This is a genomic window from Natroniella acetigena, assembly GCF_023227745.1.
In the GTDB taxonomy this organism is placed as follows: Bacteria; Bacillota; Halanaerobiia; order Halobacteroidales; family Halobacteroidaceae; genus Natroniella; species Natroniella acetigena.
Map to the genome: position 1 here is coordinate 1 of NZ_JALKBX010000022.1, position 14,356 is coordinate 14,356.

The 14,356-nt window shown below is 32.1% G+C and carries 13 protein-coding genes and 1 pseudogene; 4 read left to right on the forward strand and 10 right to left on the reverse strand.

Going from position 1 to position 14,356, the window contains the following annotated elements:
• Positions 1-160: 160 nt before the first annotated feature.
• The gene (locus tag MWH25_RS06565) at positions 161-1,288 is read right to left on the reverse strand and encodes an ABC transporter substrate-binding protein (RefSeq protein ID WP_248626852.1); all 1,128 of its coding nucleotides are present in this window, start codon (positions 1,286-1,288) and stop codon (positions 161-163) included.
• A gap of 198 nt (positions 1,289-1,486) precedes the next feature.
• Here MWH25_RS06565 and MWH25_RS06570 point away from each other — a divergent pair, with 198 nt between their 5' ends.
• Both MWH25_RS06570 and MWH25_RS06575 read left to right on the forward strand, forming a co-directional pair.
• Positions 1,487-2,635, forward strand: coding sequence for a double-cubane-cluster-containing anaerobic reductase (locus MWH25_RS06570; protein WP_248626853.1), 1,149 nt, complete (start codon positions 1,487-1,489; stop codon positions 2,633-2,635).
• A 16-nt stretch (positions 2,636-2,651) separates the two neighbouring features.
• On the forward strand, positions 2,652-3,413 hold the full coding sequence (locus MWH25_RS06575; protein WP_248626854.1) for an acyl-CoA dehydratase activase: 762 nt from the start codon (positions 2,652-2,654) through the stop codon (positions 3,411-3,413).
• Positions 3,414-4,055: 642 nt separating this feature from the next.
• On the opposite strand, the gene MWH25_RS06580 is transcribed toward MWH25_RS06575, so the two are convergent.
• Together MWH25_RS06580 and cls are read right to left on the reverse strand one after the other, a co-directional pair.
• The gene (locus MWH25_RS06580) at positions 4,056-4,232 is read right to left on the reverse strand and encodes a hypothetical protein (protein WP_248626855.1); all 177 of its coding nucleotides are present in this window, start codon (positions 4,230-4,232) and stop codon (positions 4,056-4,058) included.
• 31 nt (positions 4,233-4,263) lie between these two features.
• The gene (gene cls / locus MWH25_RS06585) at positions 4,264-5,805 is read right to left on the reverse strand and encodes a cardiolipin synthase (protein ID WP_248626856.1); all 1,542 of its coding nucleotides are present in this window, start codon (positions 5,803-5,805) and stop codon (positions 4,264-4,266) included.
• Positions 5,806-7,129: 1,324 nt separating this feature from the next.
• Here cls and MWH25_RS13135 point away from each other — a divergent pair.
• Together MWH25_RS13135 and MWH25_RS06590 are read left to right on the forward strand one after the other, a co-directional pair.
• Entirely contained in the window at positions 7,130-7,249 is a 120-nt protein-coding gene (locus tag MWH25_RS13135) for a transposase (RefSeq protein WP_428832801.1), read from the forward strand.
• Positions 7,250-7,351: 102 nt separating this feature from the next.
• Positions 7,352-7,480 (forward strand): annotated as a pseudogene (locus MWH25_RS06590) (transposase); the annotation flags it as partial.
• Between the two features lie 473 nt (positions 7,481-7,953).
• Here the strand turns inward: MWH25_RS06590 and MWH25_RS06595 are convergent.
• From MWH25_RS06595 to MWH25_RS06625, 7 genes are all read right to left on the reverse strand, one after another.
• Positions 7,954-8,967 (reverse strand): LacI family DNA-binding transcriptional regulator, encoded by a 1,014-nt coding sequence (locus MWH25_RS06595; RefSeq protein ID WP_248626857.1) that lies wholly within the window; start codon positions 8,965-8,967, stop codon positions 7,954-7,956.
• Positions 8,968-9,119: 152 nt separating this feature from the next.
• Positions 9,120-9,341 (reverse strand): hypothetical protein, encoded by a 222-nt coding sequence (locus MWH25_RS06600; protein WP_248626858.1) that lies wholly within the window; start codon positions 9,339-9,341, stop codon positions 9,120-9,122.
• A gap of 106 nt (positions 9,342-9,447) precedes the next feature.
• Positions 9,448-10,635 (reverse strand): NAD(P)-dependent malic enzyme, encoded by a 1,188-nt coding sequence (locus tag MWH25_RS06605; RefSeq protein WP_345947235.1) that lies wholly within the window; start codon positions 10,633-10,635, stop codon positions 9,448-9,450.
• 154 nt (positions 10,636-10,789) lie between these two features.
• The gene (locus MWH25_RS06610) at positions 10,790-11,839 is read right to left on the reverse strand and encodes a zinc-dependent alcohol dehydrogenase (protein ID WP_248626860.1); all 1,050 of its coding nucleotides are present in this window, start codon (positions 11,837-11,839) and stop codon (positions 10,790-10,792) included.
• Positions 11,817-13,028: an ester cyclase gene (locus MWH25_RS06615; RefSeq protein ID WP_248626861.1), complete on the reverse strand. Its 1,212-nt coding sequence runs from the start codon at positions 13,026-13,028 to the stop codon at positions 11,817-11,819. The genes MWH25_RS06610 and MWH25_RS06615 overlap by 23 nt, the downstream gene beginning before the upstream one ends.
• Positions 13,029-13,295: 267 nt before the next feature.
• Positions 13,296-14,060, reverse strand: a complete 765-nt coding sequence (locus tag MWH25_RS06620; protein ID WP_248626862.1) for an MBL fold metallo-hydrolase — start codon at positions 14,058-14,060, stop codon at positions 13,296-13,298.
• A 25-nt stretch (positions 14,061-14,085) separates the two neighbouring features.
• Positions 14,086-14,322, reverse strand: coding sequence for a hypothetical protein (locus tag MWH25_RS06625; RefSeq protein WP_248626863.1), 237 nt, complete (start codon positions 14,320-14,322; stop codon positions 14,086-14,088).
• Positions 14,323-14,356: the final 34 nt, after the last annotated feature.

Consider the following 14,356-nt stretch of genomic DNA (forward strand, 5'->3'; position numbering starts at 1 on the left):
TATTATCCATAATTTTCATATAGGTTGATATTAGGTATGTCAGCTAATTTATTTTTCACAAAAATCGAGGAAGAACCATAAATTTAAAATAACTACAGAGTATTAATCTAGTAATTTTGATTAATACTCTGTATTATAAAATTTAAAGCCTAAAAATTAATTACCAAAGATGAATAAAACTAAAATCAAAAAGTTCATCTTTAACTTCATTATAATCTTTATTAACTAACTTTTCTTCTAATACTTTCGAATCTTGAAGTGTATTGTATATTAATCCTAAATTTGAAACCCAACTATCGCTAGGATCTGTAGTATATCTAATACTGGACATTCTAGCTGCAGTTTCAGAAACTCCAGTATAATCAGCAGTAATGTTGGCTGCTTCTTCCATATTTTGATTGCAATATTCTGCACTTACTTTCATAAGTTTTGTAAATACTTCTAATGCTTCAGAATGCTGATCAATTGTCTGTCCTGTAGCTGCCATAATACAACAAGGAAAATCATACCATTCACCTTCTGGGGGTAAATTTTTCATATCTAGTACTATTTCACCAACACCTTCTACCTCAGCTAATTCTGGAAACGGAGATGGGCCAACCCAAGCATCTACCTGACCACCAGTTAAAGCTGGTAATAAATTAGAAGTTGATCTTAAATCAACTAATGTAACCTCAACATCTCTATCCTGATAATCACCTGAATAAGATATACCTGCTTCCCCTAACGCTTCCTTTAAAAGTATTATTGGTGCACTGGTTGGTGAATGATAACCCACTTTTACTGGTTCATCACTATTTTCTATCAACTTAGAGAACTCTTCCCAATCATTTACTGCTGAGTCTTTATCCATTACTAATCCAATTCCCTCAGTATGAACTGGGCATAAAATCTTAAGGTCAGTCCCTTGGTCAATAGCAGAAATAGCTGCTGCACTTGAAGCAAATCCTACATCCACATGTCCTTGACTCATCATAGTCATTGTTTCTGAGCCACTCTGACTTACTATTAAATTTAAATTAGCTATTTCTTCATCATCATCCATTAAAATATACTCTTCTCGCTCACTTACCTCTTGCAAATAAACTCCTTCTGATTTAAAATCTTCTCCTTTTGCAGTTGCTACCATAAGTGGAGTTTGGTGATTAGTAAATATGTAAGATACATTTAAATCAGGAATATCATCCTCATCTCCACCACCAAACCAACCAAAGAAACCTTCTGCTGACATCGGAACTAACATAACCCCTATTAACAACATTACGACAAATAAACTTCTTTTTTTCATTCAAATTTCCCCTTTTTTAATAAAAATTTTATTAGTTCACACAATCCGATTATATATAAAAGTTATTTATATGTCAAATAATATTTTTTTATTCAAAACCTCATTTATATAAACACATCTAATTTGACATATAATATTTTTTTATATAAGATTAGATTAGTCAATTTTTTGCAAATGAAATTACAGGAGGATGAAAAAATGACCAAACTACCAAAATCATTTGATGAATTTAGCAATGCAAAAAGAGAAGGATTTTTAAAAGTAAAAGAACTAAAAGAACAAGGTAAGGATATAATAGGTACTTATTGTACTTATACTCCTAAAGAACTTATAATGGCTGCTGGGGCAATTCCTATTGGATTATGTGGAACGAGTGAAGAACCTATTCAGGAGGCAGAAAAAGATTTACCGAGAAATTTATGTCCTCTGATTAAATCTAGTTATGGATTTGGAGTAACTGATACATGTCCCTACTTCTATTTTTCAGATTTAATAGTAGGAGAGACTACTTGTGATGGCAAAAAGAAAATGTATGAACTATTAAAAGAAAAAAAAGCTATGCATGTTATGCAATTACCTCAAAATAATGAAGACAAAGAGTCTTTCAATCTTTGGAAAAAAGAAATGAAAAAACTAAAAGAAAAATTAGAAAAACAATTTGATGTTGAAATTACAGATGAAAAATTAAAAGAGGCAATTAACCTACGAAATAGAGAAAGAGAAATAATGAAACAATTTTATGAGCTTGGTACTTTATGTCCGCCACCAATTGAGGGGTCTGAGATACTAGAAGTATTATATGGAGCTGAGTTTAAGTTCAATAAAGAAGAACATATTAAAGAAATGGGAAGTTTACTAGAAGATATAAAAGAGGATTATCAGCAAGGAGAAAGGAAGATAGCTGAAGATAAACCTAGAATCCTTATTACAGGCTGTCCAATAGCTGGGGATAGCGAAAAGGTAGTCAAAGCTATAGAGAATAGTGGAGGAGTTGTAGTCTGCTTTGAAAATTGTTTTGGGGTTAAAGCCAATGAAGAATTAGTTGCTGAAAATATTAACCCTATAGATGCTTTAACTAAAAAATATTTAAATATTCCTTGTTCTGTTATGTCACCTAATGATGGTCGACTAGATTTACTTTCCGAATTGATTGATCGCTATCAAGTAGATGGAGTAGTAGATATAGCATTACAAGGCTGTCATACTTATAATATAGAAACGGCTACAATTAAAGAATTTGTAAATAATGAAAAAAATATATCGTACACAAATATAGAAACTGATTATTCTCAAACTGACACAGGTCAGTTAGCCACCCGTCTGGGAGCATTTATAGAAATGTTATAAAACTAGGAGGAATTTTATGTATTCTATAGGAATTGATATAGGTTCAGTGGCAACAAAAGCAGTTCTGTTCAATAAAAGGATAGTTGATAAAACTATAACTCCTACAGGTTGGAGCCCTAAACAAGCCGGTCAACAATGTCTAAAAAAACTACTAGAAACTAATAATCTACAAAAAAAAGAAATTAAGCAAGTTGTAGTTACTGGATACGGTAGAATATCTACTGATTTTGCTGATAAAATTGTTACTGAAATAACTTGTCATGCTAAAGGAGCTCACTTTATTGATGAGCAAATAAGAACTATTATTGATATAGGTGGAGAAGATAGCAAAGCAATAAATATAGATAAAGAAGGAAATGTAACAGATTTTATAATGAATGACAAGTGTGCAGCAGGAACGGGAAAATTTCTAGAAGTAACTATTAATTCTTTAGGAATAGATATTGCTGATATAGATAAGCTTGCTCAAGATATTGAACCTGAAGAAATTAGTAGTATGTGTGCAGTTTTTGCTGAATCTGAAGTAACTAGCTTGCTTGCCCAAGGGGCTTCTAAAAAATCAATAATTCTAGGAATTATTGATTCCATTGCAAGTAAAACTATGATTTTATTAGGTAAGATAGATACTAGAGATAAAATCCTATTTACTGGGGGACTAGCTCAAAGTAAAAGAATAAAAGAGGTACTTAGTAACAAACTGGATAGTAAAATTTATACATCTGACCACTCCCAATTTGCGGGTGCTTTAGGAGCAGCTATAATAGGTTGGAATAGCTAAACATCCACTAAAATTATTGATTTATTTGACTTATAGTAGTTTAATATAGTCTACTATCAATATTGATAGTAGACTATATTAAATGTTTTTTCTTTAAATTTCTTCAGTCTCTTCATCTACTAATACTAAATAATAATCTTCTACTTGTTTATATTCTTTGTTTTTTATTTGTAAATTGCATTGTTTCTGATAAATTAAGTATTTTATAAAAATAATTTCATAGTCCCACTTTAAGCTACTTTTGAATGATCAACTCTTTTTTACTCATCTTTAAACCTGCTTTAATTTTTATTCTATACTCATATTATAAAGAGTAAATATTAAGAAGCTATTAGGAAACTAATAAAATTTCTTTAAATTATTGCTATTTACTTTAAAAAGACTTAGCTGCACTTAATAGACGTTTAGTATAGTTATGCTGGGACAATTGACAATTAACACCATTAAATCTTATAATCAAAATCAACCAAAGCTTATTGCTACAAGGCTTTTTAAAGAACTTAATCTTTTAAGAACTTGACCTTTAATTGTAAATTGTACATTCCGTCAATTGTCAATTGTAAAGCTATATCGTAATAAAACTCCACTTTGAGCCCTTATGTCACCGAAACTTACTTGAATCAACATATATTCTTACAAGCCTTATATTTTAAACAAATTAACTATCCTGTTCCAAATATTTTTCAGCCACTTACCTTGTCCAGATTGCTCATCTATCTTAAACTGAAGCACAGATTTTTTTAATTCTACTTCTTCTTGAGGGATGATATTTCTATACACTTCTACAAAGTTTTCTGAAACAAAACTAACTTCCTCCACTTCTCAAGACTTAGCTTTTTAAGAAGCTTAATCACATCAAGGGGGCAAAGACACGTAATACTGAACGTCCTAACGCTTTATACCATTCAGGCTCCTTGAAATCTTCTATATCAATCTCCCTACAAACCTTTAAAATATCAAAAAAATCTCTTTTCATTTCAATAATACTACTACAACCATACATCCAAACACCACATTCAAAATGTAAATATAGACTCCTGTAGTCCATATTTATCGTACCTACAACACCGTACTCATCATCTGATATATAAGTTTTTGAATGGATGAATCCAGGAAGATATTCATAGATTTTAACTCCACTCTCAATCAGAATCTTATAATAAGATCTAGTAACCGCATGAACATACCATTTATCCGCACAATGAGGGGTAATTATACGAATATCAACCCCTCCCTTAGCAGCTGATGATAATGCTGTTACCATTTCATGATCGATAATTAAATAGGGAGTCGTAATATAAACATACTCTTTAGCCTTATTAATTAAATTAAGATAAGCTATCTCTCCAACAGTTTCATCATCTAGTGGACTATCTGCAAATGGTTGAATATATCCATCCCCATCCTTGTGGTTATCCTGTAATAAAGTCTCATCATACTTGAATTCATTCAAATCCTCGTCGATTCCTCTCAGATAATCCCACATAGATAAAAACATTACAGTCATACTCCAGACCGCTTCTCCCTTGAGCATAATAGCAGAATCTTTCCAATGTCCATACTTTTCAATCTTATTTATATATTCATCAGCCAAATTAATACCACCTGTAAATGCTGTATGACCATCAATAATTGCAATTTTACGGTGATCGCGATGATTAAGTATTGGAGATAATATAGGACGTAAAGGATTAAAAACAGAACACTTAATTCCCATTTTTTCAAGCTTTGTATCATATTTATAAGGCAAAGTGAATAAACAACCTACATCATCATAGATAACACGAACATCTACACCCTTTGCTGCCTTCTCTACTAATATTTCAAGTATACTATCCCACATCTCACCTTCTTCAATAATAAAATACTCTAAAAAGATATAATCTTCTGCTCTTCTTAATTCTTCCTTTAATCTTTCAAACTTCATCTCCCCAGTTGATAGGTATTCAGTTGTTGTATTACGATAAGGTGGGGAATATGCATAGTTTTGGATATATCTTGACTGATTAGCGGCAATTTTATTTTGTGATTCAATCTCTTCTAAAATAAACTCTTGTGGTGGTAAGACTTTACCAATTCTATCTCTTATTGATGCCATTTTATTTTTAGCACGCTTACCCATCTTTTTTCCACCAAAGAAGATATAGAACAACCCTCCAAAGATCGGAAATAATAAGATAGGTATAATCCACGCCAGCTTATAGACTGGATTCATATGATTATTTATAATTCCTAACACCGCAACTATACTGATAAGTATACTTCCCCCATAGAATAAAACAAAGTACTCATTAAATTTTAAGATTACTCCTATCAAAACTAGCAACTGGACTAGTATTGCAATAACCAAAAATGTACTTCTATGAAACAAAAACTTTTTAACAAATTTCATCTTTATCCTCTCTCAAAATTATTATTTAACTTCTAATGCTATAAATTGGACTGACCCAATATCTTAAAGTCAAAATTATTCTATCTCTCACCTTTCTAAAATAGAAAAAGTAACAAGTTCTAGTGAACCTCCATTTCATGTTTTTAACAAAAAATTTTGTCTACAACGCATTGCTACTAGGTGATATCCTTAACTACCTTTCTACTAACTTTATCAAGGTCATCTATCACAAAATTTCTTCTTTTTATTCTTAATTATTTAATTTGCTTAGTATCTCAATTTTTTTACTATCTACTCGCTTCATTTTAATAGATCGATACAATTATATCATAGTCTGACTTAAAAATCATCACTTCTCTAAATAACACAATATAACACCACTTTACAAGAAAATTAAATAAAAAATGCGACCAATCTCCTTTTTTAATATAACATCTTCGACCAAGAAGAATCAAAAAAGGAGATTCAGTCACATGAATATTATATCAAATAATCAAAATAATATCTACTCTATCATCAAAAAATTTGCTAATAATTATCGTGATCTTCTCACAAAGAAGACTTTTAAAATGTTCTTTATAGGTTATAGTTTCTATTATAAGCTTTGAGAAAATCCATTCTCTTAGATTTATCTGGAATAATTTCATCTCTAAGCATATGAATAGTAGTCTAAATTCATTATACTACTTTTTCTCATATAGCAAATGGAGCTTAGAGGAGATGATGAAAAGAACAGTAAGTCTACTTTTAGATGTTATCCCAGAAGAACTAAGAGATGAAAAAGTATTTCTAATTATTGATGATACTCTTTAAGAGAAATTTGGTAATAAATTCGCTGGTCATAATAACTTTTTTGATCATATTAGGCGTAATAGTAGTAATTACTTGAAAGGTAACACTTTCGTTTGTTTATATATACCTGTTTCTCAATCGGCAGATGGTCTTGAATATAAAACAATCCCAATTGGATTTAGATTATATAAAAAAGATAAGAGTAAACTGACTATTGCTCAAAAGCTAATAGATAGCGTTATAGGATTATTGAGTACTAAAGATATTACTTTTCTCTGTGATGCATGGTATAACTAACCTAGTAACCAATCTAGAAAGGTAGGTAATTATATGATTGCACTGCAAAAACTAACTTTTTAGATTACGCCCTACAATATATAGTGATTGACTAGGTGGTCAAACGCACTATGTTGTGGTGTTTAAGGTGATGATAACCTTTTTGCAGTAGAACCATTTATTTACTATTTCATTTATCAAAGATGAAAATTTGGTTTTTAATGAGTAATATCGAATTACTTTTTGTGAGCTAATCATAGATTGTTTTGAGCAGGAATGGTCAAAAAAGGCTAGAGAAAATATAAAGGCTATATCCATGGATATGTGGCGAGCTTATAAATCAGTGGCTCAAGAGGTTTTTCCCAATGCTAAATAAGTTTCATATGGTTTGGTATAAACGAGTTATAGATAGTAACCTAAAGCCTTTTTTAAGTGCTAAAAAGACAGTTAAGAATTGGGAAGATAAGTTGCTAATTTTTTTGATACAAAAATAAATAATGGCTTTGCTGAAGGCATAAATAATAAAATTAAATTGATAAAACGAATAGGATATGGAGTAACTAATTTAGAAAATCTAAGAAATAGAATATTTCTAGCTTTTATATAAAATGAAGATGAAAATAAAGTTTAACACCCATTGCAATTATTTTATAATGGGTGTTAATTACAATGAACTAAATTTTTCACAACATTAATTAAAGAACCTATTTTAATTTCAAAGTTTCTCAGTAATACTAGGAACTTAAAATATGGTTTTTGAGTCTACTTATTAACTTAATTTATTTTTTTATTAGTTTTTAGTTTTAAATTACGAATTGTAGAATCTATATTTAGCACTTGAATCATTAGCGACTGCTGGAATAATTCCCTCTTCAAATAACCCTCTAATTTGAGCATTATTTTCATAAACCTGTTCAAGTGAACCTCTCCAACTAAATTAAAAATTCAGAAAATTTATTACGAAAAGTCTTTGACTTGTAGGGAGGGGAACTTCTTTCCTAATTAAGTATTTTAGATAAATTTACGATCAATAAGCTTGAACAAAAAATAAAAATATCATTCTCTTTATTAAGTTTAAAATTAATTACTTTTAGAAGCAGTCGTCTTTCTAATCGTTAATTTTGGCTCTAACGTAACCTGAATTGCTTTCTCTTCGCTCTTCTTTAATTTTTTTTCTATAAATAGTTTAGTTGCTTTTTTAGCCATTATTTTTGGTTTAACAGAGACGGTTGTCAAATTTATTCTAGCATGAGATGATAAAGTAATATCATCATATCCCATGATTGATATATCGTCAGGTACTGACAAATCAAATGATAAACAACAATCAAGTGCTGATAAAGCCATTAAATCATTAGCAGCTAAGATAGCAGTCGGTCTTATTTTTAATTCAAGCAATTCCTGTGTAGCTTCCCAAGCTTGCTCTTCAGAATAACCTCCATCTTTAATAAGCTGAGGATCAGATTTTATACTAAAATCTTTTCGTGCTTTTAAAAAACCTCTTAATCTCTCTGTACTTGTAGAAAAACAACGTGGTCCTGATATATATCCAATATGCTGATGCCCTAAACTCGCTAAATATTCTACTGCATTATAAATCCCATTAATATCATCACTTACTACAAAATTAGAATCATCTTCTTCTAATCTACGATGGTAAGTAATATAAGGAATATCAGCAGCATTAAGTTTATTAAGGCTTTGTTCTTTAGTTCTAACTGAACCAAAAATAATTCCATCTACTCGCTTTTGTTGTAGAGTATCAATATACTCCTCTTGACGCAAGCCTGATTGATTATCTGTATTACAAATTATAGTTGAAAAGCCATATTCCCTAGCAACATCAACAATAACCTTTGAAGTTTCAGCATAAAAAGGGTTTGTTAAATCAGGAATTACAAGCCCGATAGTATTTGTCCTCTTAGTAATCATACTCCTTGCAATATTGTCCGGTCTATAATCAAGTTCTTTTACAACTTCTAATACTTTCTTTCTGGTATCCTCACTAACATATTTTTTATTATTTAAGACTCGAGATACAGTTGATACAGAAACACTAGCAACCTTAGCTATATCTTCAATAGTAACTTTCATTAAAAACTCCCCCTCCATATTAAAGCAAGTTAAAATACTCAATCTATTGAATTGTATTCCAATAAAAAACGATTGATTTCCTCTTTTTTTCTCTAAAAAGTAATAAAAAAAGGAAATCAGTCGTTAGAATTTATATTTAAACCAAATACTTCCTATACAACTGTCTTTTCAGTCTTTACATCAAAAATATGCATTTTATTTAGATCAAATAAAAACTGCATTTGATCTCTAACCTCTACATCACTTTCTGAGTCAATCTCTGCTATATTTAGATAAAGATTTATTTCAAAACCCATAGGTTCTACTACTTCCACTTCAGCAGTTACTATATTACCTTCATCTGTTTTATCTTCAACTAATCTCCACACTAGCATCCTTAACTTCTGTTACTGCCCCTGCTTTATTATCTTGATAAACCTTCTTCAAATTTTTCAATGTTACCTTTGCCATATGTTTCCCCTCATCATTTTATAATTGAATTTATTTATCTACTTTTACCTTAGCTACTCCACTCTCAATAGCAACTTTAGCCACCGCATCAGCAACCCCGACTACAACACTCTTATCTAATGAATCAGGTATTATATAATCATCTTTCAATTTATTCTCTGGAATCAAATTAGCAATTGCATAAGCAGCTGCAACCTTCATCTGTTGATTAATCTCTGTAGCTCTAACATCTAACGCACCTCTAAATATTCCAGGAAAAGCTAATACATTATTTATTTGATTAGGATAATCAGAACGACCAGTCCCTACAATTGCTGCTCCTGCTTCTTTAGCCTGATCAGGATTGATTTCAGGAATTGGATTAGCCAAGGCAAATACAACTGGATCAGCAGCCATACTAGCAACCATTTCTTGCGAAACAACATCTGGAGCAGAAACTCCAATTAGAGCATCTGCACCCTGTAAAGCAGTTGCTAAATCTCCTTCAAGATCACTTTTATTAGTTATCTCTGCCATCTGTGCCTGAATTGAATTCATCTCTGTTACTTTTGGATGAAGAATTCCAAATAAATCACACATAATTATCTCTTTTACGCCTACACTTAACAATAATTTTGCAATTGCAATTCCCGCTGAACCAGCACCATTAATTACTACTTTTATTCCTTCTAGCTCCTTCTCAACAAGCTTTAAAGCATTGATTAATCCTGCTAAAACAACAATTGCTGTTCCATGCTGATCATCATGAAAAATAGGAAGATCAACTTCTTGCTTTAATCTTTCTTCAATTTCTATACATCGTGGAGATGAAATATCTTCTAAATTCACCCCACCAAAGCTGGGCTCCAGCCTTTTAACCGTCTCTATTATTTCATCACTATCTTGAGTATTAAGGCAGATAGGAACAGCATCAACCCCAGCAAGTTCTTTAAACAAAACTGCTTTCCCCTCCATTACTGGTAAAGAAGCTGTAGGGCCAATATTTCCTAGACCCAAAACCGCACTACCATCAGTTACAACAGCTACCATATTACTTTTAGAAGTATAATCATAAGCCTTACTGACATCTTGGCTAATTTCTTTACAAGGTTCAGCTACACCTGGAGTATAAGCAATGCTTAAATCATCACCAGTTTCTAATTTAATCTTACTTCTAACTTCTATCTTACCTTTATTTTTATAATGCAAATCTAAAGCTCTTTTTCTTAATGTCAATATTTAAACCTCCCCAACTAGCTAAATTAGTCCCAACCTACTTTTTTGAACTTATCTAATGCAAAACTGCTTGCTTCCTAAAGTACGAATCTGATTATAAAGCCCTTTTTCTTTTAATCGTTTTTATTACCCCTAAACTTAAGCTAATTAATTACTTTTATGGGGTCAAAATTATTTTAAGTACTTCTTCTTTATTATTATAAATTAAATCAAAAGCATCTTCAACATCTTCAAGCGATAAAGTATGTGAATTTAATTCTTCAGTCTTAATTTTCCCTGCTTTTAACATATTAATAGTTGGTTGAAATGCATTAGGGCTTGCTAAACTACCATGTATCTCTAAATCCTTAAACACCATTGTATTAAGATCTATAGTTAATTCATCCTGAGGGTAAATACTTAATAAGCACAACTTTCCTCCTGGTTTAACAGCTTCTATTGCTTGCTTTAAACCCAACTCATTTCCACAAGCTTCTATGACAATATCTGCTCCTATTCCGCCTGTATAATCCATCACAGTCTCAATTACATCTTGTTGATAGCGATTGATTGTTTTAGCATCACAAGTCTTTTCAGCTATAGCCAACTTTTGATCATATGAACCAGATAAAATTACTTCTCCTGCCCCACTAGCAGCTACAGATTGAGCAGCTAACTGACCTATTGGCCCATCTCCAATCACCAATACTGTACTACCAAATTCTATCCCTGTCTTTTCAATACCATAAACACAGGTTGCTGCTGATTCAACCATAGCTGCTTCTGGAAAGGTAATATTTTCCGGTAAGCAATATAAATGGCGTTCAGGCATTATAATATACTCTGCAAATCCTCCATCTTTATTTTTATAACTACCTACAACCCTTCTATTCGGACACAAATTATAACTACCACTCATACAGTAACTACAATCTCCACAAGCTAAAGAAACATCACCAGTTACTCTATCTCCAGGGCCAAAATCACTAACTCCCTCTCCGACCTCTTCTACTACTCCTGCCCACTCATGTCCAGGAGTAATTGGTAATACTGTATCACCTCTTTCTATATAAGGCATTGTCCCTTCATACAATTCAACATCTGTCCCACACAACCCTACTGCCTTAACTCTAATCAATACTTCTTCAGGGCCAACTTCTGGTCTTGGTATTTCTACAACTTTGATCTCCTTTTCTCCAAAAATTCTAGCAGCCTTCATCTTTGTCATAACTATCCCCTCCTTTATCTCCATCTAAATATATCTGTCGTAATACATCCAAGCCATCAAATGTTACCCATTCTTCCACAACCTTATCATCAATAATATGGTAATGGTTAACTCCCAAGATCTCTACTAGCTTTCCAGATGGTTCACCAAAGTATCCCCTACCTTCATGTAAACCACGAAGTCTCCATCTAACAGATACATCCCAATCATTGGGATTATCTTTTTGATTACAGACCACACGATCAATACTATAACTAGCATTAGGAAAGGAAGCAAATAAACTGATTAACATACCTTGAATCTGACTATACCCCACTAAATCTTTATTACAAATATAATGGACTACAGCATTATCACTATAATAATCCTTCACTTCATTAAATAACCTACATTCATAAATTCGATTACACATTTCTAATACCAATTCACCAACACTTGAATCTTTTGCTTGATATCGTTTAGGAAAGAACTGTCCATTCATCGTCTCTTCCACTCCAAAATCACTCTGTAAAGCAGGAACTTTATCTCTGCTTGCTTCTGCCATTTTTTTAGCAACTTGATGGGGATCAAATCCTAATTGCTTTACAATCCATAAATTATCCCGAACAAGCCATTCTTTATGAATTCTATTATTATGAACAACACATTCTGCTACCGTTCTGAAGTTAACTTTTCTTCCGGTTGCTGAACCAAATTTACTATCCCCCAAATTTGTTGCCGTTGACATAACCCGATGTGAAGAAAAATACCCCTTCTTATCATATTTAGACCAAATCACATTCTCCCCCATTAATTTTCTATCAGGAAATGCATGAAGAGTCTGTAAAGTACCTGCTATTACCTCTTTTATTCCTGTAATATTCTGTGACCCAGCATGAATTTCAACATCATTATGATAAGTATCATAAATAATGCCAATCCCCTTTTCTTCCCAAATACGATGTGTAATCTTCATAATATAATCAACAATATCTGAATATTCTTGATCAAAACCTTCCATTCTTTGCTTACTATCTTCTTGATCTAAAAAGTCATTATAATCAGAGTAACCTACTCTATTAACTTCACTATTATTGCCATAAAACACCTTATGATTGCTCTTTATTGTAGAGTCATTCTTGGTCAGTCCGTCTTTTTTTGAACTGTTTTTAGTTTTAAATTGCTGTGAAGAATCGCCTTTAGCAGACATTTTACCCCTCCTTAAAGCTAGCTTTAGATATAAAGTGGCACTTTCAGTTACACAAGCTGTAAGTCGTGGGTCGTGAGTCATGAGCTAAATTCAAAATCTTTAAATCAAGATCTAACTAACTACCTTGTATTATAAAGTTTTTTGGCTTTGGCTTATGATCTTTAATTGGCTCAAAACTCAAAACTCATAGCACACGACTCATGACTTATCTTACTTTTGATCTCTAAGATTTTAAAGACTTTGATCTTAACTGTAAACTGTTCACTGTCAACTATATAGATAACAGTCCCCCTGAGTAATTAACTCATAATCAGTCTCCTGTGCAATCTGATCAACATACTCTATAAATTTTCCTAAGCTACCATTATGCTGGGCAAACATCCAAAAATGAGCTGGAATTACTACTTCTGCTCTACAATCACGAGCTAGTAAAGCTGCTTCGATTGAATTCAAGTTATTGAACTTTCCATTAATCGGTGCAATTAGAATTTCAGGTTGTAATGAAAAGGCTTGTTTCATCTTATCTGGACTATAAGCTGTATCCCCTGTATAATAAAGCTTTAAATCTCCAAAGTTCAGTATATAGCCTACAGCTTGAGGAGCTAAGTCACCATGATCTGCAAAGACAGTCAGTACTTCAAAGTTAGTAAATGACTCTTTAGATCCTTCTTCTACCTCAACTAACTTCTCCTCACTAATTCCTAATTCTAAACCCTGCTCAATACATGGTTGAGGGCCAAGTAATTTTATATCATCTTGTTTCATTATAGTTGGAAGACTGTCAATATCAAAATGGTCACCATGCTGATGACTAATCAAAACACAATCAGCTTCTACGTCATCAGCTCCAATTGGTGTAGGATAAAGCCGTTTAAAACCATATAATCGTTGAGCACAATCTGATAAGTAAGGATCGAGATAGATAATATCTCCTTGAGCCGACTTTAAAGCAAATCCAGCATTACCTAGCCAAAAGATGGCCAGTCTGCCTTCTGGAACATCCAACTGCTTAATTCTATCTCTTAAATCCAATATTCATCCCCCCAACATATCTATTTTAACCTCCACCAAAAACTGGATAAATCTCTATCTTGGCATCATCTTCAATTACTGTAGAAAAATTTTCAATCAAATCACCATCTTGTAAGACTACTTTAGCCACATTTCTATCCAAATCTAAATCAGAGTATAGCCAATCAATAGTAGCACCATCTGGCACATTTACCTCTTGTTCTTTTTCCTCCTCAAGATACTTATGCAATCCTCCATATAAACAGAGTTTTATATTTTTCATTATCAGCTCGCCCCCCCTTCCTACAGAGGATACC